Below are 21,526 nucleotides of genomic sequence, written 5' to 3'. Positions count from 1 at the left end.
CCGGAACACACATGGTCCCGGAACGATCGCGCGACCGGCGTCAGGCGCTCCCCCGCGGCCCAGCTCACCCCGACCGTCCTGAACACGGCCGGCGACAGCGGGATCTCCACCACCCCCGAGGCCGAGCGCGCGGGCCCCGAGCGGGGCAGGACCGCGACCCCGAGCCCGGCCGCCACCAGCCCGCGCACGGTCTCCGACTCCTGCCCCTCGAACGCGATCCGCGGCTGGAATCCCGCCGCCGCACACAGGTCGTCGGTGATCTGACGCAGCCCGTACCCGTGTTCGAGCGTCACCAGCTCCTCCCCCGCCAGCTCGGCGGGCCGCACGCGGCGGCGCGTCGCGAACCGGTGGGACGACGGCACGGACAGCACCAGCTCCTGGTCGGCGAGCGGCGTGCTGACCAGATCGGGGTCGTCGAGCGGCAGGGGCGCCACGAACACCAGGTCGACCTCACCCTCCTTCGCGGCCCGCAGCATGTCCTGCCGCGATCCCTGGGCCAGGCTGAACCGGACCCCCGGGTTGCGCTCGCGGAAGCCGCGGATGAGGGACGGCACGAGCGTCCGGCCGAGCAGGTGCAGGAAGCCGAGCACGACGCGGCCGGTGCCCGGGTCGATCTCCTCCCGCACCTCGCGCGCGGCGGCGGCCACGCCGGCGAGCGCGCGGGTGGAGGCGGCGGCCAGGGTGCGGCCCGCCCTGGTCAGGCGGATGCCCCGGCCGGACGGGAGCACGAGAGGGGCCCCGACCAGGTCGGAGAGGGCGGCGAGGCGGCGGCTTGCAGTGGGCTGGGGGATGCCGAGGATCTCGGACGCCCGCGTGACGTGGCCCGTTTCGCCGACGGCGGCCAGCAGGGCGAGGGCCGGGGCAAGGTGGGCGGCGAGCTGTTCGTCGGATTCATCCATCACAGTATGAATTATCGCCTATTTCTGCATTAGACGTATTTATTAGCCTTGCTTAGCGTTGCACGGGTGGTGGTCACCGAAGTTTCCCTCCAAGCTCCAGCGAACACGCGGCGGGTCAGCGCGGCGGTCGCGGCGGCCGGGCTGTCGTCCTTCGCCCTGCTGTACGCGCCGCAGCCGGTGCTCCCGCAGCTCGCCACGGCGTTCCGGCTGGATCCCGGCACGGCCTCGCTGGCCATCGGGGTCGCGACGGCGTCCCTGGCCGTGGCCGTGCTGCCGCTGGCCTGGCTGGCCGGCCGGGTTGGACGGCGGCGGGTCATCCTCTGGTCGGTGCTCGTCTCGGCGCTCGTCGGGCTCCTGCTGCCGCTGGCGCCGTCCTTCCCCGTGCTGCTGGTGATGCGCGGTGTGCAGGGGGTGGCGATCGCCGGGTTCGCGGGGGTCGCGGCGGCGTACCTGGCCGATCAGCTCGGCACGGCCCGGCTGGCCGGCGCGGTGGGCGCGATGATCGCCGGCAACTCGGTGGGCGGGATGACGGGCAGGCTCGGGGCCGGGTTCGTGGCCGAGCCGCTGGGGTGGCAGGGCGCGCTGCTCGTGGTCGCCGCGGTGTCGCTGGTGTGCGCGCTGTTCACGATGGTGGCGCTGCCGCGGTCCGCGGGCGAGCCACGGCGTGCCGCCGCGAAGGCGGGCGCAGGGCCTGTCCCGGAGACGGATGCAGGGACTGCCTTCAAGACCGATGCGGGGCACGTCGTGCCGTTCGCCGTCGGGGCGCTGGCCATGGGCTCGTTCGTCGCCCTGTACAACGCCGCCGGCTTCCGCCTGGCCGCGCCGCCGATCTCGCTCACCCCCGCCGCCGCCTCCCTGGTCTTCCTCGCCTACGCCATGGGCACCGCCTCCTCGGCCGCCGCCGGTCGCCTGGCGGCTCGCCTGGGCCGTACGACCGCCCTGGCCGCCGCCCTGGTCGTGACGGTGCTGGGCTCCGTGCTCACCATCCACGGCTCGCTGCCCGTCATCGCGCTCGGCTTCGCCGTACTGACCGCCGGGTTCTTCGCCGCGCACGCCATCGCCAACGCGTGGGTCACCGCGGCGGCCCCCGCCGAGGCGCGCGGCCGGGCGGCGGGCGGCTACACCCTGTGCTACTACCTCGGCAGCGGCGCGGGCGGGACGGTGGGCAGCATCGTGTACGGCCACGCGGGCTGGACCTGGCTCATCGTCCTGACGTCGGCCTGGCTGCTGCTGGCCACGGCGGCAGTGCTCGTGAGCCGCCGATCGGGCCTCCGGGTGGCGCGGAGACGAGGTGCTCAAGGGAGCGTTCGAGTGAGTCGGTCAGCCACAGGTGAGTCGCACCCAGCGTGGCCGGCTCGCCGCTGACCTCCCCCACCAGCCGCCAGTAGCGGCGCATGCGCGGGTCGCGGTCCGGCTCGACGTTCGCGAGCAGCTCGCGCCTGAACGCCGGGGTGTCGCCGCTGCGCCGCACCGTGGCGTGCGCGGCCACGAACCGGTCCAGCTCCGGCCCCTCGCGCGGCGCCTCGCCCGCCAGCACCAGCGGCTCGACCAGCGCGCACGCCTCACCTACGCCCCACATCAGCTCGTCCTCGTCGCCGATCACCACCGTGTTCGCATGCGACCTGGCCCGCAGGCCGCGTGTCAGCGAGCGGTCGGTGACCAGGCCGACCAGCTCGGCGTACGCGACCACCTGGGGCGGCGTCGGGTCAGGCGGCGGCTCGGGCACGGCCATGGTCACGAAGCTGCGGAACATCTCCGGCGAGACGGGCGCCACCATCGTGCGCCGCCAGAAGTCGACCAGCGCGTCGCGGGCGGTCACCCCGTCCTCCACGGCGGCCAGCAGCTCCAGCCGGTCGGCGCGTTCGGCCGGGCCCGCCTCCTCGACCGCGCGCAGTGCCGCGCGCCGCCAGGACAGGTCGGCGAGCCGCAGATCGAGCGCGGCCCGCTCGGCCGCGACGATCTCGCCCACCGTACGCTCGCCGGCCAGCACCAGCGCGATGGCGCTCAGCCCGAGCCCGAGCCCGCGCAGCCGTCTGACCAGGCCGAGCCGCTCCACCGCCGTGCTGTCGAACCGGCGGTGGTTCCCGGTGCTGCGCACCGACTCGATGATGCCCTCGTCGCAGTAGAAGCGGATGGTACGCACCGGTACGCCGGTCAGCCTGGCCAGGTCGCCGATCCCGAACGTGTCATCACGCAAAGGCACTTGACCCTCCCACCGGGGACTGGATCTCTCAATGACATCTGTACCGCCGTTTGCCGGAAAGGCCCTCCCACTACCCCCTCCTCGCTCGCGACCACATTCTCGGCGAGATCGTGCGGATTCCCGGCATCCAGCAGCAGTCCGTACGCGAACTGATCCAGTAGGGCCGCGCGCCGCTGGAGGCGCGGCGGCAGCGTCTCGGCGCCGTTTCGCTGCGGGAGCGGCGCCGAGAACGCCTTGAGGCCGCCGGGGTGCCGCTGGAGCATGCACACCTCTGAGTCTCCGGCCAAATCGCGAAAATCTTATAAAGGGCCCACCCTCCACCTGTGTGGGAGTTAACGTGTAAACGCGGATCATGTGCCTCGTTCGGCGGAGACAACCGGGGGTGCGCACGGAGCTTCTCGCCAGCGAGAAGTCCCGTGCGAGCCACGCATGGCTGAGTCGATCGGACGCCTGGAGGCTACATGTTGCCTGAGAAGGAAAAGCGGAACCGATGGTGGTGGGTTCCGGGATCAGCTGCGGCGGTTGCATCACTGCTCCGCCTGGCTTATGAGATCCTCCGCGACCACTCCCGCCTCTAGTAGGTGAAGACCGGGGAGGACGCGGAACCCCCGCCGTGCCAGCCCCGGTCCGGCCTGGCCTGGCCTGGCCTGGCCTGTCCTGGCCTGGCGAATCGCGGGCCGGGCGTCCGGTTGCCGGATGGTCTGGTCGCCCCGTCGCGGCACCCCACGCACCTCATGCTGAGAGCTCTCGCCGCAGGTGCGGGCTTGACCTCCAGTTGGACTGGAGCTTTTACGGTGCTGGCGAATCCGTTCGAGAAGGAGGCGCCATGACGACGTTGGACCCTGCCCGGCTGGCGGAAGGGCTGCTGGAGCAGACCGGCGGGTTCGCCAGGGCGGTCGCCGGAGCCGACGCCGGCGCGCAGGTGCCCACCTGTCCGGAGTGGCGGCTGGCCGACCTCGTCCGGCACCTCGGGCAGGCGCACAGGTGGGCGGCGGAGCAGGTGCGCAAGGGCGAGCCCGTGCCCGTGCCCGACCCGCGCACGGCCGTGCCCGTACCGCCCGGGGAGTGGGCGGCCTGGCTGCGCGCGGGCGCCGACGAGCTGACCGAGGCGATCGCGCAGACCGGCCCGGACACCGAGGTGTGGACGATCCTGGGCCGCGGGCCCGCGGTGGCCTGGCTGCGCAGGATGCTGAACGAGACCTCGATCCACCATTACGACGCGGCGGTCACGACGGGGGCCGGCTTCGAGATCGCCGACGACCTCGCGGCCGACGCCGTCACCGAGGCGTTCGAGCTGATCTCCGCCCCGGGCGTGTACGCGATCAACCCGGCGCTGGCCGAGCTGCGCGGTCAGGGCGAGACGCTCGCGCTGCGGCCCGACGGCATGGAGGGGTGGCTGGCCACGAGGACGCCCGGCGGGGTCAGGTGGGCGCGCGGGGACCACGAGGCCGACGTGGTGATGTCGGGCCCGGTGCGGGAGATCATGCTGGTGCTCTCGCGCCGGGTCCCGCCCTCGGCCGGCACGGTGCGCCTCCACGGTGACGCCGCGCTGCTGGACCACCTGCTGGCCCGGATGGCGTTCTGAGCGAGCCCCAGCCCGGACCGCGCAGGGGCCGGTCCGGGTTCCCTGCGCGGGACGGGCGCGGGACGGGCGCGGTCAAGTGGGGTCGGGAGGGGTCACAGCTCCACGTGGGTGTCCGGGTCGCCGCCCATGCGCCCGCCAGGGTCGTCGAGGTCGCCCAGCTGGGCCATCTCCTCCTCCGCCAGGCCGAAGTCGAACACCTCCAGGTTCTGCCGCATGCGCTCGGGATCGGCCGACTTGGGGATCGGCACCGCGCCGAGCTGGAGGTGCCAGCGCAGCACGATCTGGGCCGGTGTACGGCCGTGCGCGGCGGCGAGGTCGGCGACGACGGGCTCCCCGAGCAGCTTGCGGCCGCGGCCGAGCGGGCTCCACGACTCGGTCACGATGCCGTGCTCGGCGTGCCAGGCCCGCAGGTCGCGCTGGGCGAAGCCGGGGTGGAGCTCGACCTGGTTGACCGCCGGCCAGACGCCGGTCTCCCCGGCCACCCGCTCGATCTGCTCGGGGGTGAAGTTGGACACGCCGATCGAGCGGGCCAGGCCCTGCTCGCGCAGGTGGACGAAGGCCCGCCAGGTGTCGGCGTAGAGATCGCGCCCGGGCAGCGGCCAGTGGATGAGATAGAGGTCGACGTACTCGAGGCCGAGCCTGGCCCGGCTCTCCTCGAACCCGCGCATGGCCGCGTCGTATCCGTGGTGGGAGCCGCGCAGCTTCGTCGTGACGAACAGCTCCTCGCGGGCCACGCTCGCCTCCGCGACCGCGGCGCCCACCCCCGCCTCGTTGCCGTAGCTGGCCGCGGTGTCGATCAGCCGGTAGCCGAGCGAGACGGCGTGCGTCACCGCCTGCCTGGCCTCCTCGTCATCCATGGGCCAGGTGCCCAGGCCCAGGCGCGGCATCGGGCGGCCGTCGGAGAGCGTGACTGTCATCGCTGGTTCTTCCCCCTTGTGGCGTCGGCTCGTGACCGGGATGGGCCGACGTATGAGCTGAATGTCGTCTTTACCCGAATGCCCACCGAACCAACCTGGCGGAAAGTCGCTCAGCCTTCGAGATAGCGCAGGATCGCCAGCACGCGGCGGCTGTAGCCGGGGTCTCTGGGCAGGTCGAGCTTGTCCATGATGGCGTTGACGTGCTTTTCCACGGTGCTGAGCGAGACGTGCAGCCGCTCGGCGATGGCGGCGTTCACGAACCCCTGGGCGAGGTGGCGCAGCACCTCGCCCTCGCGTGGGCTCAGCCTGCTCAGCGGGTCGGCGTGGGTGGTGCGGGCGAGGAGCTGGCGCACCACCTCGGGGTCGAACACCGTGCCGCCGGCGTGCACGCGTTCGAGCGAGCCGAGGAAGTCGCCCACCTCGGAGACCCGGTCTTTCAGCAGGTAGCCGAGCCCTTCCGTGGAGCCGGCCAGGAGCATGGCGGCGTAGTGCTGCTCGACGTACTGCGAGAGGACGAGCACCCCGACGTCGGGCAGGCGCTCGCGGATCTCCAGCGCCGCCCGCAGCCCTTCGTCCTTGTGCGTGGGCGGCATGCGTACGTCGATCACCGCCACGTCGGGCCGGTGCTCCTCGACGGCGGCCAGCAGGGCGGTGGCGTCCGCGACGGAGGCCACCACCTCGTGCCCGGCGTCGTCGAGCAGCCGGGTCAGCCCCTCGCGCAGCAGCACGGAGTCGTCGGCCAGGATCACCCGCACGGCGGCGCCTTCGGCAACGTCGCGGCGACCCTGGTGGGGCCGCCGGCCGGGCTGTCCACGGTGAACTCGCCGTCGAGCGCCAGCACCCGCCTGGCCAGCCCCGACAGGCCGCCGCCCGCCGGGTCGGCGCCGCCCTCGCCGTCGTCAGAGATGGCCACGCTCACCGTCCGCTCGTCCTCGCTCAGCACGACCAGGATGTCACGCGCCGCCGCGTGCTTGACCGCGTTCGTGATCGCCTCGCGGGCCACGAAGTAGAGGGCGGTCTCGGTCTCGGACACCGGCCGCCCGGCCAGCCCGTAGTGCACGGTCACCGGTACGCTCGACCGCTCGGCCACCCCCGCCAGCGCGGCGCGCAGCCCGAGCTCGTCGAGCGCGGTCGGGTAGATCCGCCAGGCGACGCTGCGCAGCTCGTCGAGGAGCGTGCGTGACTCGGTGTAGGCCTGGCCGACCAGGTCGGCGATCCGTTCGTGGTCGTCGGTGTGCCGGGCCCGGCCGAGCAGCATGGCCAGCGCGATGCCGCGCTGCTGGACGCCGTCGTGCAGGTCGCGCTCGATCCTGCGCCGCTCGTCGTCGACGGCTTTGACGATGCCCGAGCGGGTCGAGGTCAGCTCGGCGATCCTGCGGCGCATCAGCTCGTGGCTGCCCGGGCCGAGGAAGTGGTCGGCCAGCCGGCGTTCGAGCTGTGCGAGCGCCAGGCCCGTGAAGGTGACCAGGGCCAGCAGGACCGCCCCGCCGGTCAGGCCGAGCATGCCGCTGCTGGTCACCAGCCGTACGCCGGGCAGGCTCACGGGCACGGGCTGGGACTCGCCCCCGAGCAGGTCCAGCAGCCCGCCGAAGAGCAGCAGCCCGCTGACGAACAGGCCGGCCGCGCAGACGTAGCCGCCGAGGAGGCCTGAGGCGGCCCGGGCGAGGAGGAACCCGTAACCGCCCGGCCCGCGCGTCGTGCGGTGGTCGAGCCAGCGGGCCGGGCGTGCCCTTTCCAGGGCCACCAGCCAGGCCAGCCCTCTGCCGGCGGCCGGGCGGGCGGCGGGGACCAGCCGGGCGGGCCAGGCCACCAGCAGGAAGGCCAGCTCGGCCAGGCCGAGAGCCGTGCCGAGCACGACTCCGGTCAGCATGCGAGCGATCCTGAGGCCGGACACGGGCGTGAAGTCTAGCCCCCACGACACCTCGGCCTGCATGGGAGCGCCTACGCGTCGCGACCGCTCGGCCTGCGTGCGAGCATCTGGCCGTCGCGGCGGCTCGGCCATACGAGCGCCTACGCGTCGCGGCGGCGGAGCACCGCGTAGCCCGCCGCCGCGGCGGCGGCCACCCAGGCCAGCAGCCAGGCCAGCCCCTCCACCGCCGGGTACGGCATCGGCCCGCCGGTCAGGTTGTCCGTGCTGCCCATGAACGCCAGCCCGGCGAACAGCGGCATCCGCATCGACGCCGCCAGCGCCGCCTGGCTCCCGGTCATCAGCAGCAACAGCGGCAGCCCCATGAGCAGCATGAACACGACGGTGAGCGTCCCGGCCGCACTGCGCATCGCGGCGGCCACCCCCAACGTCATGATCGACACCAGCGCGAAGTAAACCCCCACACCCAGCAGGTCGGGCACGACCTCGCCCAGCGGCAGGACCACCAGCCCGCCGAACACGTCGGCCGACAGCGTCAGGTAGACGACCCCCGTCGTCAGGGCGCCGCCGGCCACCCCGGCCAGGAACATCACCGGCGCCACCACCAGGGCCTTGGCCGCCAGCACCGTCCCGCGCACGGGGGTCGCCTGCAAGGTGACCCGGATGGCGCCGGAGGCGTACTCCGAGGTGATCGTCAGCATCGCCAGCGCCACCAGCGCGAACTGCGCGAACGAGGTCGCCGAGACCACCGGCTCGCTCGCCGTGATCCGCACCCCCTGCGTCCCTTCGCGCAGCGCGTCCGTGGCCGCTGCGCCGCCCAGCGTCAGCGCGCTCAGCGCCAGGAGCGCCAGCCCGCCCGCCAGGCACCACCACGTGGACCGCACCGACCACAGCTTCGCCTGCTCCGACGCCGCCGCCTGCCACAACGCCCTCATGCCCGCCCTCATCCCCGCACCGGCCCCGCGCCGTACTCCACGCTCGCCGCCGTCAGCTCCTGGTAGGCCTGCTCCAGGGACGCCTGCCTGGTACGCAGCTCGTGCAGCCTGATCCCGGCCTCGTGCGCCAGGTCCCCGACCCGGTCGATGGGGGCGCCGGTGGCGACGAGCTCGTTCTCGCCGAGCCGCTCCACGGCGATGCCGGCCGCGCGCAGGCGGGCCGCGAGGTCGCCGGCGTGCGGGCTGCGCGCGATCACGGCCGTGAGCGAGCTGCCCGCGATGACCTCCGCCAGCGGCGCGTCCATGATCAGCCGCCCCTTGCCGATCACCACCAGGTGGTCGGCCGTGAGCTGCATCTCGCTCATGAGATGGCTGGAGACGAACACCGTCCGCCCCTCGTCGGCCAGCGACCGCATGAGGCCGCGCACCCACCGCACCCCGTCCGGGTCGAGCCCGTTGACCGGTTCGTCGAACATGAGCACCTCGGGGTCGCCCAGCAGCGCCGCCGCGATCCCGAGCCGCTGGCTCATCCCGAGCGACAGCGTCCCGGCCCGCTTGCGCGCGGCCCCGGCCAGGCCGACCGTCTCCAGCACCTCCGTCACGCGCCGCCGCGCGATGCCGTTGCTGCGCGCCAGCGCCACAAGGTGCGCGTGCCCGCTGCGGCCCGGATGCGTGGCGCGCGCGTCCAGCAGCGCGCCGACGGTCCGCAGCGGGTTCCTGATCCGGTGGTACGGAAGGCCGCCGATGGTCGCCGTGCCCGCGGTGGGCCGGTCGAGGCCGAGAATCAGCCGCATCGTCGTCGACTTCCCCGCCCCGTTCGGCCCCAGGAACCCGGTCACCGTGCCCGGCCGCAACTCCAGCGACAGATCGTCCACGGCGAGGTGGTCGCCGTACCGTTTGCTCAATCCCTTGACACTGATCACGCCGCCTCACGCTAGGCAGCCGCGGCGCGCACCACCATGGGGGCGAGCCGCCCACCTCTATGGCGGAAAACCGTAACCTCACAGGCCGGGCGCGAACGGGGACGCTCCCGGCCTGCCCCGACACCGTAGCGCCGGGCCGTTCAGGCGTTCCGCGCACAACTACCGGCATCCGGTGTGCCGTACGACATCGCGCAGGGCGGCCGGTACGCTACGTCGCTCCGGAGCACCGGTCGTACAGAGAGGCCGATCATGATCGTCAGCAGTGCCGTCGTCACCGGGGCCGCCGGCGGGATCGGCCGGGCGCTGGCCGCCCGGCTGCACGCGGACGGTGCCCGGGTCGTGCTCTCCGACGTCGACGCGGCGGCCCTCGGCGCCACCGCCGCCGAGCTGGGTGCCCCGTCGAGCGCCGTGCCCGCCGACGTCGGCGACCCCGCCGCGATGGACGCCCTCGCCGCCGCCGTCCCCGAGCCGGACCTGGTGTGCCTGAACGCCGGCATCGTCGGCCGCGACCTGGGCCTGCCGTGGGAGGTGAGCCCCGAGGACTGGGACCGGGTGTTCGCGGTGAACGTGCGCGGCGTGGTCAACGGGCTGCGCGCGTTCGTGCCGCGGATGCTCGCCGGGGGCCGGCCCGGCCATCTGCTCATCACGGCCTCGCTGGCGGGGCTGGTGACGTTCCCCGCCGGGGGCGCGTACGCCGCGTCCAAGCACGCCGTCGTGGCCGTCGCGGAGCAGGCCGCCCTCGCGCTGGCGGGCACCGCGATCGGCGTGACGCTGCTCTGCCCGGCGCTGGTGCGCACCGGCATGTCCCCCGAGGGCGCGGACCCGTCGGACGTCGCGGCCACGGCACTCGCCGCCGTGCGCGCGGGGACGTTCGCCGTGGTGCCGGACGGCTGGGACGCCGCGATCCTGCGGCGCGGCGAGCGGCTGGCCTCCGGCGGCCGACCCGAGCTGCCCCAGCCCCGTTAGCTCGGGCGGCCCGCCTCTTCCGAGCGGCGCTCGCGCCGGAGCCGGGTCGTCCGCTTGACGACGAAGAGCACCACGGCCAGGACGACCAGGCCGAGCACGACCTTGGACAGCACGCCCACGTACGCCTCGACCACCGTCCAGCTCTCCCCCAGCAGGTAGCCGGCCAGCACCAGCGCGGTGTTCCAGATCAGGCTGCCGAGCGCCGTGCAGAGGAGGAACACCGGCAGGGGCATCCGCTCGACCCCGGCCGGGATGGAGATCAGGCTCCGGAAGAACGGGATCAGCCGGCCGAAGAACACCGCCTTGTTGCCGTGCCTGGCGAACCAGTCCTGCGTCTTGTCCACGTCGGAGACGTCCATGAGCGGCACCCGGGCGACGATCGCGCGCACCCGCTCCGGCCCGAGCAGCGCGCCCAGCAGGTAGAGCACGATGGCGCCCGCCACGGATCCGGCCGTCGTCCAGGCCAGCACCTCCGGCAGCGTCATCCGGCCCATGCTCGCGGTGAACCCGGCGAGCGGCAGGAAGACCTCGCTCGGCAGGGGCGGGAACAAATTCTCCAGGGCGACCGCCAGGCCCACGCCCGGCCCGCCCAGCGTGGCCATCAGATCGACTGCCCATCCGGCGATGCCCCCAGGCTCGGCGGCGGTCAGCGATCCGTCATGCATAAGTCCTCCTGGAGGGTCGGTCTCGGCCGCACGGACCGGGCGGGTCGGTCACGCGGCCGTTGACCCCTGCCCAGGGAGACGACGGCCAATCTCGCGGCGCCTCTGCCGTCCGGCACCGTCCGGCCTCTAACCTTCGTCGATACCAGGGCGAAACAGCACTTCTTATCAGGAACGGGGTTGGCTTGTTCGGGATCATCCGGCCGTGCGCCGAACACGGCTGCCCGGCGCTGCGCGCGGCGTGGCGGGCGCATCTTTGCGGCTTGTGCCTGACGCTGCGAGACGGGCAGGGGCACGGCGCGCGGCTGGCCACCAACTACGACACCCTGATCGTCTCAGCGCTCGCCGAGGCCCAGTCGCCCGCGGCCGCGCCGCGCCGGGTCGCGGGGCCGTGCGCGCTGCGCGGATTCCGCGGCGCGGAAGTGGTGGACGCGCGGGCGGGCGGGGCTCGGCTGGCCGCCGGGGTCTCACTCGTGCTGGCCGCGGGCCGGCTGCGCGACCAGGCGGCCGACGGCGACGCCGCGTTCGGGCGCGCCCGGCGCGGGCTGGCGGCCCGCTGGGCGGCGGGCGGCACGCGCCTGGCGGCCGGGACCGGGTTCGACGCCGCCGTGCTGGTCGCGACCGTGGACCGGCAGCTCGCCCTGGAGCGCCGCCACGCCGATCCCCGGTACGCGGGCGCCGGCCGGCTGCTGGAGCTCACCGCGCCCACGGAGGACGCGGTGGCGGCGGCGTTCGCCCACACGGCGACGCTGGCCGGCCGCCCGGGGAACGCCGTTCCCCTGGCCGAGGCGGGCCGGCTCTTCGGCCGGATCGCCCACCTGCTGGACGCGGTCGAGGACCGGGAGAAGGACGCCGCGCGGCAGGCGTTCAACCCGCTGACCGCGACGGGCACCACGACGGAGGAGGCGCGGCGGCTGTGCGACGACGCCGCGCTCGGGCTGTCCCTGGCGGTGCTGGAGCTGGAGCTGGAGGAGCGCCACCTCGTGGACACGCTGCTCAGGACCGAGGTGAGCCGCGCGGTGGACCGGACCTTCCACGCCGCCGGCCACCTGGGGGGCGGCCCTTCGGGTTCGTACCGGCGGCCCGGCTGGATCCGCAAGTCGGCGGCCGGGGTGGCGACGTTCCTGACCTGCGGGCTGTGGCGGCCGCGGTGGAGCAAGCGGCGCGGCCGCCCGTGCGACGATCGCTGCTACCTGCGCGACGCGGGCAACTGCGACTGCGGGAACTGCGGGAATTGCGGCGACTGCTGCGACTGCTCCTGCGGCAGCTGACGGCGGCCTGACCCGCGGCCCTCGTGCCGTCGCGAGGTCAGACCACCTGCCCGGCCGGCCCGGTGAGCATCGTGACACCGGCGCCGGCGAAGTTGGCCAGGTCGGCGACCGCCGCCGCGCCCGCCTCGCTGCCCATCGCCGCGTTGAAGGCCTCCTGGTCGTCGAAGGTCAGCACCGCCACCAGGTGGTACGCGGGCTGCTCACCCGAGGGCCCGGCGGCGGGACGCAGGACGGTGTAGGCGCGCACGCCCGGCAGGGTGGCCGCGATGGGGGCGTGCGTCTCGTCGTAGTGCTTGTCGAAGGCGGCGACGCTCTCGGGGTGGTGGTAGAGAACTATGAGCTGAAATGCCACTGTCTGCCTCCAGGATCGGGGTGTCCCTCGATCAAACCTCCACCGGGCCCGGGACGATAGAGGGAACCGGGCGTCCGCCGCAGGGCCGGCCGCTCGCCGTCGGCTGCGATGATCACGTCCGAAATCCGCCAGCCGTCCGCCCGGTGGCTTCCTACACTGCCCGGCATGACTCCTGAGCGGAACCGCGAGCTGGTCAAACGGGCCTGGCGATCGTTCGCGAGCGGGGACAAGGACCTGATCGCGACGTTCTTCACCGAGGACGCGGAATGGCTGGCCCCGCCCGGGAACGCGACGGCCGTGGCGCTCGGCGGGAGTCATCACATGGTGGGCAGGGACGCCATCGTCCACTTCCTCGCCGTCGACTTCTCGCGCATGTTCGTCGCCGACGTGGCGGTGGCCTTCCGCGGGCTGCACGCCGACGGCGACGTGGTCGTGGTGGAGGAGACCATGGAGGCCACGCTGGCCAGCGGCAACGCCTACAGCAACGACTACTGCTTCATCTTCACGCTGCGGGACGGGCGCATCCACCGGGTGCGCGAGTACATGGACACCGCCAGGGCGCATCGCATGGTGTTCGGCGACTCCTGACGCGGGCGCGCCACCCCCGCGGGCGCCAGGTCCCGCGGGGACGGCCGCACGGCCGGGCTACGACGTCACGGCCCCTGGCCCGAGGGACCGGGCTGCGCGTCGTCGTACTCGACCGCGTAGTCCAGGTGCGCGCGGTCCTTCAGGGCGAACGCGGCCACGATGCTGATCAGGGCGCAGATCGCCATGTAGACGGCGATGGCGAACGAGCTCTGGTAGGTCGCGTACAGCCACACGGCGATCAGCGGCGCGGGCCCGCCGGCCGTCACCGAGGCGAGCTGGTAGCCGAGCGAGGCGCCGCTGTAGCGCAGCCGGCCGGTGAAGCTCTCGGCGATGAACGTGGCCTGCGGGCCGTACTGGATGTCGTGGATGGGCGCGGCCAGCACGATGGCCAGGAACACCAGCGACGGGACGCGGGTGTCCAGCAGCGGCCAGTAGATGAACGACCAGACCACCATCGCCGCCGCGCCGATGATGTAGAGCCGCCGCCGGCCCACGAGGTCGGAGACGTAGCCCCAGAACGGCACGGTGAACAGCGACACGACGCCGGCGGCGATGACGTACAGGTAGACGTCGCCCGCCTTGAAGCCCAGCGTCTTGGTGGCGTAGGTGAGGATGAACACGGTGAAGATGTAGAACGGCGCCTGCTGCCCGGTGCGCAGCAGCGCGCTCAGCACGATCTCCCGCCAGTTCCTGACGATGACCTCGCGCACGGGGACGCGCTCGACCCGGTTCTCCTCCAGGACCTTGGTGAAGACCGGCGTCTCCAGGATGCCGAGCCTGATGTAGAGGCCGACCGCGGCCATCACGATGCTGAGCAGGAACGGGATGCGCCAGCCCCAGTAGGTGTCGAGCGGCTGGAAGATCTGCAGCGCCAGATAGCCGAGCACGAGCCCGACCGGCACCCCGAACTGCGGCCAGCTCCCGAGGAAGCCGCGCCGACCGCCGCGCGACTGCCCCCACTCGGTGGCGAGCAGGACGGATCCGCCCCATTCGCCGCCGACGCTGATGCCCTGCAGCAGGCGCAGGAGCGTGAGCAGGATGCCGCCCCAGATGCCGATCTGCTCGTAGGTGGGCACCAGGCCGACGAGCGCGGTGGCGATGCCCATGGTCAGGAGGGTGATGATCAGGGTGGCCTTGCGGCCGATGCGGTCGCCGTAGTGGCCGAAGATCGCCGCGCCGATCGGCCGGGCGGCGAAACCGCCGAAGTAGGTGCCGAGGGCGAGCAGCAGGCCCGTCGTCGGATCGCTCGTCGGGAAGAACAGCCCCGCGAAGATGGTGCTGGCGGCGAAGCCGTAGAGGAAGAAGTCGTACCATTCGACGGAGGTCCCCACCGCGGAGGCGATCACCGCCCGGACCAGTTGCCGTCTCTTCTGCTGTTCTGTCGCGTCTAGTCGCTGCTCCTCGGTCATCTACCGCTCCTCCGGTAGTCGCGCATTCACCCGTGACGGTACATGACAGATCAACGCCGGTCACCAGGCTCTGTCAACGCTTGCTGACCAGCACTGACGAGCGGCGCGCCGAAGGCGCCCGGCCGGGTGCCGGGCGCCTTCGCCGGCTCCGCTAGCCTCCCGTGATCACGAAGCCGGAGCCCGGCTCGCGGACGATGTTGCCCTTGGCCGAGTTGGTGATGGTGACGTTGGTCAGCGTCGCGCTGCCGCGCGCGCCCGCGTGCGCCAGGATGCCGGCGCCGTTGTTGGACTTGTCGATGCGTACGTTGGTGACGGCGACGTTCGGCATGTTGCCGCCGCCCGTCTTGAACTGGATCCCGTCATAGGTCGAGTCGGATATGTCGGTGTCCCGGATGGTCACTCCGGTGATGTCCCGGGTCTGGGCGAAGAGCGTGATGGCTCCGAACTCCTGCGCCTCGGACCAGAAGACGCCGCCGCAGCGGTAGAGCCCGTTGTTCGCGATCAGCGTCTGGCCGGAGAACGGCAGCGGGTTGTGGTCGGTCGCCAGCATGATGCCGGGGTAGTTCATGGTGTCGTAGATGAGGTTGTTCTCGATCGTGTTGCCGTGGCCGCCGTAGATCGCGATGCCGTTCGCCCGCCACGGGAGCTGGACGGTGTTGTTGACGAAGTGGTTGTCGTGGGCGATGTCCACGGCCGGGTCCTTCACGTACGGGTTGGCCCACACCGCCAGCGAGTCGTCGCCCGTCGTCCGGAACGAGGAGTTGTAGACCCGCGAGTTGCGCGTGCCGTTGGAGAAGTTGATGCCGTCGGCGTAGGTGTCGCGGATGCGCATGCCGCTGAACTGCAGGCCGTCGGCCGGCCCCCACAGGTCGGGGATGTTGTCGAAGTCGCGGCCGACCCAGACGCCCACGTTGGCGTGCTCGATCCAGACGTTCGTGATCTTGGTGTTCTGGCCGAAGCGCCCGTTCAGGCCGACCCCGCCCTCGGCCCCGCCGGGACCGCCGCGGATGCGACCGGAGCCGAAGATGGCCAGGTCGGAGATCTGCACGTTGTCGTCGATGTCGAAGCCGAAGTTGCCCTCGTGCGGGTGGTTGATGCCGCCCGTCGCCAGGTGCGGCTCGGTCAGCGTGTAGAACTGGGAGTGCCACATGCCCGCGCCGCGGATCGTGACGTCGCTGATGCCGACCTGGTTGTACTGGCCGCGGTTCAGCGGGTCGTCGGTGAGGATCTTCTTCTCCTGCCGCCACTGGCCCGGCGGGATCCAGACGCAGCCGATGACGCCGTTCTGGTCGTCGGTCACCGCGCGCTGGATGGCGGCCGTGTCGTCGAGCCCGTCATCGGGCACCGCGCCGTAGCTGGTGATCGAGGTGCAGCCGGCCGGCTGTCCGGCCGGCGGCGCGACCTGCTCCAGGTCGATGAGGTCGATGATGTAGAAGGAGGCGGTGTCGCCGCTGTCGCGCTGCAGCCGGAACTTGGTGCCCACGGGGTACGACCTCGCCAGCAGCGCGTGCGACTCGTCGAACAGCCGCCTGGCGTCGGCCTGCGGGGTGTTGGTCAGGCCCTCGGGCTCGTCGGTCGTGCCGTAGAGCCAGCTGTGGCGCGAGGAGAGCGTCAGCTTCTGGACGAAGACGCCGTCGGCGTACAGGCTGATCGTGGCCTCGATGCCTCCTCCGCCGGGGGCGTCGGGGATCGAGTTGCGCACCACGATCGAGTTGGCCTGGTTGACCGAGGTGAACTCGACGTACTGGCCTGTGCTGTTGAGGCGCACCGACTTGCGGCCCGAGGACTCGGTCGCGAAGTTGGTGTGCCCGAACGTGCGCAGCGCATCGGCCTCCAGCAGGGTGCCCTGGTAGGCGGCGGCCTCGGCCTCGTACTCGACCCAGGGCACCGCCGCCCCGCGCCCGACCACGATGGGCTGCGAGAAGGTGTTGTTGGTCTCGTTGGTCTCGGCGACCACGCCGGTCGCGTCCGCGGTGGCGGTCAGGGTGGCGCCGCCGCTGGTGGCCGTCCAGCTCCCGCTGATCGCGACGTTGACGGTCGCGCCCGCGGCGATCGGCGCGGTGCTGGTGTTGAGCGTGGTCCCGCCCGCCGTCAGCCGGGTGACGGTGGTGGCGCCCGTCGTGGCGGACCCGCGGTTCTGCACGGCCACGGAGAACGTGACCGCCGCGCCGGCGGCCGGGTTCGGCGGGCTGGGGGTGATGCTCAGCACGCGCAGGTCGGGCCCTGGCGCCTCGGTGACCACCAGGGGCGAGGCCGCGGTGAAGGCGTTGTTGTCCTCGTTCTGCTCGATGACGGTGTTGTCGGCGTCCGCGCTGGCGCTCACCGGGTACGACCCCGCCGGCCGGGTCCCGAGGCCGTGGGTGACCGTGGCGGTGGCGCCGGCCGCGAGGGCGGGGACGGCGACGGTGCCGGCCAGGGAGCCGGCGAGGTAGAAGCTGACGCTGTCCGCCGGGGAGCCGGCCGAGCCCGCGTTCCTGACCGTGGCCGACAGCGTGATCGCGCTGGTCTCGCTCGGCGCGGCCGGGCTCCACGTCAGGCTGGTGACGGTCAGGTCGGGGTTGGCCGACGGGGCGCCGAAGATCTGGAACTCGGCGATTTGGCCGCCGGGTGCTCCGGAGTTGGCGGTGATCTGCAGGCGGACGTCGGCGGCCTTGCCGGTGACCGGGATGGTGACGGTGTTGCCGGTGGCCGGGTCGAAGGTGTAGGTCGCGGAGGCAACGAGGCCGGTGAAGCCGGTCGCGCTCTGCTCGCGGCCGAGCACCTGGATGGTCTGGGTGCGGCGGGCCCAGGCCGCGTCGGGGTTGAGCTTGAGCGTGATGGAGCTCAGGTCGGCGTTGGCGCCGAGCTGGACCGTGAGCTGGCCGGGGTAGGCGGCGCCTTCCCAGTAGGTCTGCACGTTGCCGTCGTTGGCGTTGGCGGCGACGTAGGTGTGGGTGTGCGAGGACTCGGTGATGGATTTGCCGAGCGCGAGGTTGGTGCCGGGCGGCGGCGGGTCGTCGCCGGCGCTGCCCCAGATCTCGAACTCGGACAGCTGCCCGGCCGGCCAGCCGGTGTTGGCGGTGATCTGCAGCCGGACGTAGCGCGTGGTGGTCGCGGCGAAGGTGATGGTCGCGGCCGGGCTGATGGTGTAGGTGGCCGAGGGCACGAGGGTGGTCAGGCCGGTGGGGGTGGCGCCGGCCTGGACGGTGAGGGTCTGGGTGCGGCCGGGCCAGCCGGCGGGGAGCTTGAGCACCAGCTTGTTGATGCTCGCGGTGGCGCCGAGGTCGACCTGGACCCATTGGGGGAAGGCGTTGTTGGCCGATTCCCAGTAGGTGGCCTGGTTGCCGTCGGTGACGTTGGCGGCGGCGTAGACGTCGGTGACGCTGCTGGCGGTGGCGGCTTTGCCGGCCGCCAGGTTGGTGTCGGCCGCGGCCTGGGCGGGCGGCGCGACGAGGACTCCGATGAGTAACGCAAGGACGGCTAACAGTGCTCGCATGGGGGTGGCCCTCCGGGGTGAGGCGGATGGCCGAACCATAAGATGTCGCACAGATAGCCGCAATATTTCGACGAGATTTCGCAAAGAATGAACTAATGGTTGCCTGTGTCGTGAGCCTTCTTTCTCCTTGTCAGAAGGGGTGCAAGGAGCTGCGAATTGCTCGAAACCTCATGTAAGAGGCAACGTCCGGAATACGCAATCAACCGCAAGTATTTGCGGTGGACGGTTGCGTGGTTTGCGTGGCGCCGCCACCCGCAATCGGACGTTCCCGGACGCCTTCCTCTGTGTGCTCACCCGTAACTCGCGGGCCACCTCAGAGGTCTACGGTGCGCGCATGACCATGCGCAGGTTACTCGCGAGCGTGCTGGCCGGCGTCCTCGCCGGCGGTACGGTCGCCGTCGTGCTGATTCAGACACCTCCCGCCACGGCGGACCGCCGCGGCCAGGCTCCCATCGTGATCGGGCACCGGGGCGCCAGCGCCCACCGGCCCGAGCACACCCTCCTGTCGTACGAGGCGGCCATCGCGATGGGCGCCGACTACATCGAGCCCGACCTCGTCTCCACCAGGGACCACGTGCTCGTGGCCAGGCACGAGAACGAGATCTCCGGCACGACCGACGTGGCCGCCCACCCCGAGTTCGCCGACCGTCGTGCCACCAAGACCGTGGACGGCCGGCCGGTCACCGGCTGGTTCACCGAGGACTTCACGCTGAGCGAGCTGAAGACGCTGCGGGCCCGTGAACGCGTCCCCGACCTGCGTCCGGACAACACCGCGTTCGACGGGCTGCCGGAGATCCCGACCTTCGAGGAGGTCGTACGGCTCGCGCTCCGGCACGGGGTCGGCGTCTATCCCGAGACCAAGCACCCGACCTACTTCGACTCCATCGGCCTGTCGCTGGAGGAGCCGCTGCTCGACGTGCTGAACCGCAACCGGGTGCGCAAGGCGTACATCCAGTCCTTCGAGACCGCGAACCTGCGCGAGCTGCGCGCCAGGACCCGGTTGCCGCTGATCCAGCTCATCACGTTCGGCGGGGCGCCGTACGACTGGGTCGCCGCCGGCAGCACCCGCACCTACGACGACATGGTGACCCCGGAGGGGCTGCGCGAGGTCGCGGGCTACGCGAACGGGATCGGGGTGGACACCCGCCGCGTGGTGCCGGTGGACGCCACGGGCGGCACCCTCGAGCCGACCACGCTGGTCGCCGACGCCCACCGCAGGCGGCTCGACGTGCACGTCTGGACCATCCGCAACGAGAACTCCCAACTGCCCGCCGACTACCGGATGGGGAACCCGGCCAGCCCGGTCTACCCCCGGGCGACCGGTGACGTGATGGGATGGCTGTCGCGGCTGCTGGAGCTGGGGATCGACGGCGCGTTCTGCGACGATCCCGCCATGGGGCGGGCCGTGGTGGCCAAGCGGTCCGCCTGACCCGTCCGCGATCCGATGCCCGCGCCTGAGCCGTCTCCGCTCGGACGGACGGCTCAGGTGCGGCACGGGCGCCTGGTCAGGTGTGGTGCCGGCGGGTCAGGTGTGGCGCCAGCGGGACTCGCCGAAGCAGTAGCCGGCGAAGAGCAGTACGCCCAGCGCCACCGCCCCGAGCAGCCAGGGCCCGGCGGGCGTGTCGGCGAACTGCCTGAGCGTCGCGTCGATCCCGCCCGCCTTGTCGGAGTCGAACGTGATCGCCGCCCGGATGACCAGGACCCCGGCCAGGGCGCCGATCGCGCCTCTGGCGACGTACCCGCCGAGCCCGAGCCGGTCCATCACGGCCCGCGCCCTCGGGGACATGCGCCCGCGGTCGAGCTCCCGCCTGAAGCCCTTCGTGAGTCCCTGGCGCACCCAGTACACGCCCAGCGCGGCCAGTCCCAGCCCGAGCGCCCCGACGATGTACCGCCCGCCCGGCAGGCCGAGCAGCAGGCCCGTCAGGTCCTGCGACTTCTCGTCGTCGGACGTGGCGTGGCCCGACGTCAGCATGCTCACCAACGTGAAGATGATCAGGATGTACACCGCGACCCGGCCCACCGACTCGACCTTGTCGATGACCTTCCCGCCGCCGGACACCGCCTCCAGCACCTGCCACAACGTGAGCCCGCCGAACCCGGCCGTCATGATCCACAGCACTACGGCGCCGAACGGCAGCTCCGCGAGCGTCGTGATGGCTCCCGCCTTGTCCGCCTCCTCCGACCGGTCACCGGCGGCGATCTGCACCGCCACCGCGCCGATCAGCGCGTACAGCACTCCGCGGCAGGCCAGGCCCACCCGGGCCAGCACGTCCAGCGTGCGGCTTCGAGCCGCGCGCCGGGCCGCGCCCTTAGCCTCGCGTCCCGCCCTTTCCGCAGTGTTCACCGTTTCCTCCAAAGGGGGGTAGAAGAGCACGAGTGCCCGGGAAACGACCGTCTAAGCCTTGGGCCCGCGGCGGAGCGCGGACGGCCACCTGTCCGCGGAGGCGCTCGGCCTCCCATTTCCGACCGAATGGGTGGGTACATTGACCCGGTGACCACCGATCAGCACGGCCTCGCGATGTCCGGCGCGAGCACTGCCGCGGTACGCCACTACGACCGGGCGATCGACGAACTCCTGCACTTCAGGGCCGAGGTGGACGCCGAGGCGAACGCGGCGCTGGCCGAGTCGCCCGGCTTCCCCATGGGCAACGTCCTGTCGGCGTACCTGGGGCTGCTGACGACCGAGGTGGAGGACGCCAAGACGGCGCGGGTGCGCTTCGCCGCCTTCCGCCGCAGGACCGACGAGACCGCGCTGCTCCCCCGCGAACGCGCTCATGTGGCGGCCGTGCAGGCCCTGCTGGACGGCGACTTCCTGACGTGCGGGAGGCTGCTGGGCGAGATCACCGTACAGCACCCGCGCGACGCCCTGGCGCTGGCCGCCGGGCACCAGGTGGACTTCTTCACCGGCGACGCGCGCTCGCTGCGGGACCGGATCGGCGGCGCGTTGAGCGGCTGGCGGGAGGACGACCCGCACTTCGGGCACGTGCTGGGCATGTACGCCTTCGGCCTGGAGGAGGCGGGACACTATGACAGGTCGGAGGAGGTCGGGCTGCGGGCGGTCGAGCTGAACGCCCGTGACGTGTGGGGCATCCACGCCGTCGTGCACACCTATGAGATGCAGGGCAGGTTCGGCGACGGGCTCCGCTACCTCGACGCGCGGGTGCCCGACTGGTCGACCGGCACCTTCTTCAACATCCACAACTGGTGGCACTACAGCCTGTACGCGCTGGAGTCCGGCGACCTGCCGCGGGTGCTGGCCGTGTACGACTCGGTGCTGGCCGACGGGCAGTCCTGCATGGAGCTGCTGGACGCGGCCGCGCTGCTCTGGCGGCTCCATCTGGATGGCTCCGAGCAGCACGAACGCTGGCGGGCCCTGGCCGACGCGTGGCCGGCGCGGGTGGCCGAGCCGTTCTACGCGTTCAATGACATGCACGCGGTCATGTCGTACGTGGGCTGTTTCTTAATCTCTTATGC

18 protein-coding genes and 1 pseudogene are annotated in these 21,526 nt (G+C 72.3%); 7 read left to right on the top strand and 12 right to left on the bottom strand.

Annotated features, from left to right (window positions below):
- Window positions 1-899, bottom strand: an 899-nt coding sequence (locus ETD85_RS44665; RefSeq protein ID WP_138695915.1) for a LysR family transcriptional regulator, incomplete at its 3' end; no start/stop codon positions are given.
- A gap of 66 nt (window positions 900-965) precedes the next feature.
- Here ETD85_RS44665 and ETD85_RS44660 point away from each other — a divergent pair.
- Window positions 966-2,264, top strand: a complete 1,299-nt coding sequence (locus ETD85_RS44660) for an MFS transporter (protein WP_206059261.1) — start codon at window positions 966-968, stop codon at window positions 2,262-2,264.
- Window positions 2,265-2,892: 628 nt separating this feature from the next.
- On the opposite strand, the pseudogene ETD85_RS66250 reads toward ETD85_RS44660, so the two are convergent.
- Window positions 2,893-3,456, bottom strand: a pseudogene (locus ETD85_RS66250) (MerR family transcriptional regulator); the annotation flags it as partial.
- A gap of 472 nt (window positions 3,457-3,928) precedes the next feature.
- Here ETD85_RS66250 and ETD85_RS44650 point away from each other — a divergent pair.
- Window positions 3,929-4,687 carry a maleylpyruvate isomerase family mycothiol-dependent enzyme gene (locus ETD85_RS44650; protein ID WP_138695913.1) on the top strand — a complete coding sequence of 253 codons (759 nt, stop codon included), beginning with the start codon at window positions 3,929-3,931 and terminating at the stop codon, window positions 4,685-4,687.
- 92 nt (window positions 4,688-4,779) lie between these two features.
- Here the strand turns inward: ETD85_RS44650 and ETD85_RS44645 are convergent, their stop codons facing one another.
- The 5 genes from ETD85_RS44645 to ETD85_RS44625 all read right to left on the bottom strand — a co-directional run bounded on the left by ETD85_RS44645 (window position 4,780) and on the right by ETD85_RS44625 (window position 9,329).
- A complete protein-coding gene (locus ETD85_RS44645) occupies window positions 4,780-5,604 on the bottom strand; it encodes an aldo/keto reductase (RefSeq protein WP_138695912.1) in 825 nt (274 codons plus the stop codon).
- A 110-nt stretch (window positions 5,605-5,714) separates the two neighbouring features.
- Window positions 5,715-6,359 carry a response regulator gene (locus tag ETD85_RS44640; RefSeq protein WP_138695911.1) on the bottom strand — a complete coding sequence of 215 codons (645 nt, stop codon included), beginning with the start codon at window positions 6,357-6,359 and terminating at the stop codon, window positions 5,715-5,717.
- The gene (locus ETD85_RS44635; RefSeq protein WP_138695910.1) at window positions 6,350-7,474 is read right to left on the bottom strand and encodes a sensor histidine kinase; all 1,125 of its coding nucleotides are present in this window, start codon (window positions 7,472-7,474) and stop codon (window positions 6,350-6,352) included. The genes ETD85_RS44640 and ETD85_RS44635 overlap by 10 nt, the downstream gene beginning before the upstream one ends.
- A gap of 140 nt (window positions 7,475-7,614) precedes the next feature.
- The gene (locus ETD85_RS44630; RefSeq protein ID WP_138695909.1) at window positions 7,615-8,406 is read right to left on the bottom strand and encodes an ABC transporter permease; all 792 of its coding nucleotides are present in this window, start codon (window positions 8,404-8,406) and stop codon (window positions 7,615-7,617) included.
- Window positions 8,407-8,414: 8 nt separating this feature from the next.
- A complete protein-coding gene (locus ETD85_RS44625; RefSeq protein WP_138695908.1) occupies window positions 8,415-9,329 on the bottom strand; it encodes an ABC transporter ATP-binding protein in 915 nt (304 codons plus the stop codon).
- Between the two features lie 249 nt (window positions 9,330-9,578).
- Between ETD85_RS44625 and ETD85_RS44620 the strand changes: the two genes are divergently transcribed.
- Window positions 9,579-10,295: an SDR family oxidoreductase gene (locus tag ETD85_RS44620; protein WP_138695907.1), complete on the top strand. Its 717-nt coding sequence runs from the start codon at window positions 9,579-9,581 to the stop codon at window positions 10,293-10,295.
- Here ETD85_RS44620 and ETD85_RS44615 read toward each other — a convergent pair.
- The gene (locus ETD85_RS44615; protein WP_138695906.1) at window positions 10,292-10,960 is read right to left on the bottom strand and encodes a DedA family protein; all 669 of its coding nucleotides are present in this window, start codon (window positions 10,958-10,960) and stop codon (window positions 10,292-10,294) included. The genes ETD85_RS44620 and ETD85_RS44615 overlap by 4 nt on opposite strands.
- A gap of 182 nt (window positions 10,961-11,142) precedes the next feature.
- On the opposite strand from ETD85_RS44615, the gene ETD85_RS63725 reads away from it, so the two are divergent.
- Window positions 11,143-12,228: a DUF5685 family protein gene (locus ETD85_RS63725; RefSeq protein WP_170247169.1), complete on the top strand. Its 1,086-nt coding sequence runs from the start codon at window positions 11,143-11,145 to the stop codon at window positions 12,226-12,228.
- Window positions 12,229-12,265: 37 nt separating this feature from the next.
- Here ETD85_RS63725 and ETD85_RS44605 read toward each other — a convergent pair whose 3' ends face one another.
- Entirely contained in the window at window positions 12,266-12,580 is a 315-nt protein-coding gene (locus ETD85_RS44605; protein WP_138695905.1) for an EthD family reductase, read from the bottom strand.
- Window positions 12,581-12,745: 165 nt separating this feature from the next.
- Between ETD85_RS44605 and ETD85_RS44600 the strand changes: the two genes are divergently transcribed.
- Window positions 12,746-13,168, top strand: a complete 423-nt coding sequence (locus tag ETD85_RS44600) for a nuclear transport factor 2 family protein (RefSeq protein ID WP_138695904.1) — start codon at window positions 12,746-12,748, stop codon at window positions 13,166-13,168.
- A 65-nt stretch (window positions 13,169-13,233) separates the two neighbouring features.
- Here the strand turns inward: ETD85_RS44600 and ETD85_RS44595 are convergent, their stop codons facing one another.
- Window positions 13,234-14,577, bottom strand: a complete 1,344-nt coding sequence (locus ETD85_RS44595) for an MFS transporter (protein ID WP_138695903.1) — start codon at window positions 14,575-14,577, stop codon at window positions 13,234-13,236.
- A gap of 151 nt (window positions 14,578-14,728) precedes the next feature.
- Window positions 14,729-18,052, bottom strand: coding sequence for a CARDB domain-containing protein (locus ETD85_RS44590; RefSeq protein ID WP_240779836.1), 3,324 nt, complete (start codon window positions 18,050-18,052; stop codon window positions 14,729-14,731).
- A gap of 334 nt (window positions 18,053-18,386) precedes the next feature.
- On the opposite strand from ETD85_RS44590, the gene ETD85_RS44585 reads away from it, so the two are divergent.
- The gene (locus ETD85_RS44585; RefSeq protein WP_240779835.1) at window positions 18,387-19,481 is read left to right on the top strand and encodes a glycerophosphodiester phosphodiesterase; all 1,095 of its coding nucleotides are present in this window, start codon (window positions 18,387-18,389) and stop codon (window positions 19,479-19,481) included.
- Between the two features lie 96 nt (window positions 19,482-19,577).
- Here ETD85_RS44585 and ETD85_RS44580 read toward each other — a convergent pair whose 3' ends face one another.
- Entirely contained in the window at window positions 19,578-20,396 is an 819-nt protein-coding gene (locus tag ETD85_RS44580) for a DUF1206 domain-containing protein (protein ID WP_138695901.1), read from the bottom strand.
- Window positions 20,397-20,543: 147 nt separating this feature from the next.
- Here ETD85_RS44580 and ETD85_RS44575 point away from each other — a divergent pair.
- The coding region (locus tag ETD85_RS44575; protein ID WP_138695900.1) for a tetratricopeptide repeat protein at window positions 20,544-21,526 on the top strand (983 nt) is incomplete at its 3' end.

The organism is Nonomuraea zeae (assembly GCF_005889725.1).
Taxonomy (GTDB): domain Bacteria; phylum Actinomycetota; class Actinomycetes; order Streptosporangiales; family Streptosporangiaceae; genus Nonomuraea; species Nonomuraea zeae.
The sequence above is the reverse complement of the archived record's forward strand: the minus strand, read 5'-3'. Positions and strand labels throughout refer to the sequence as shown.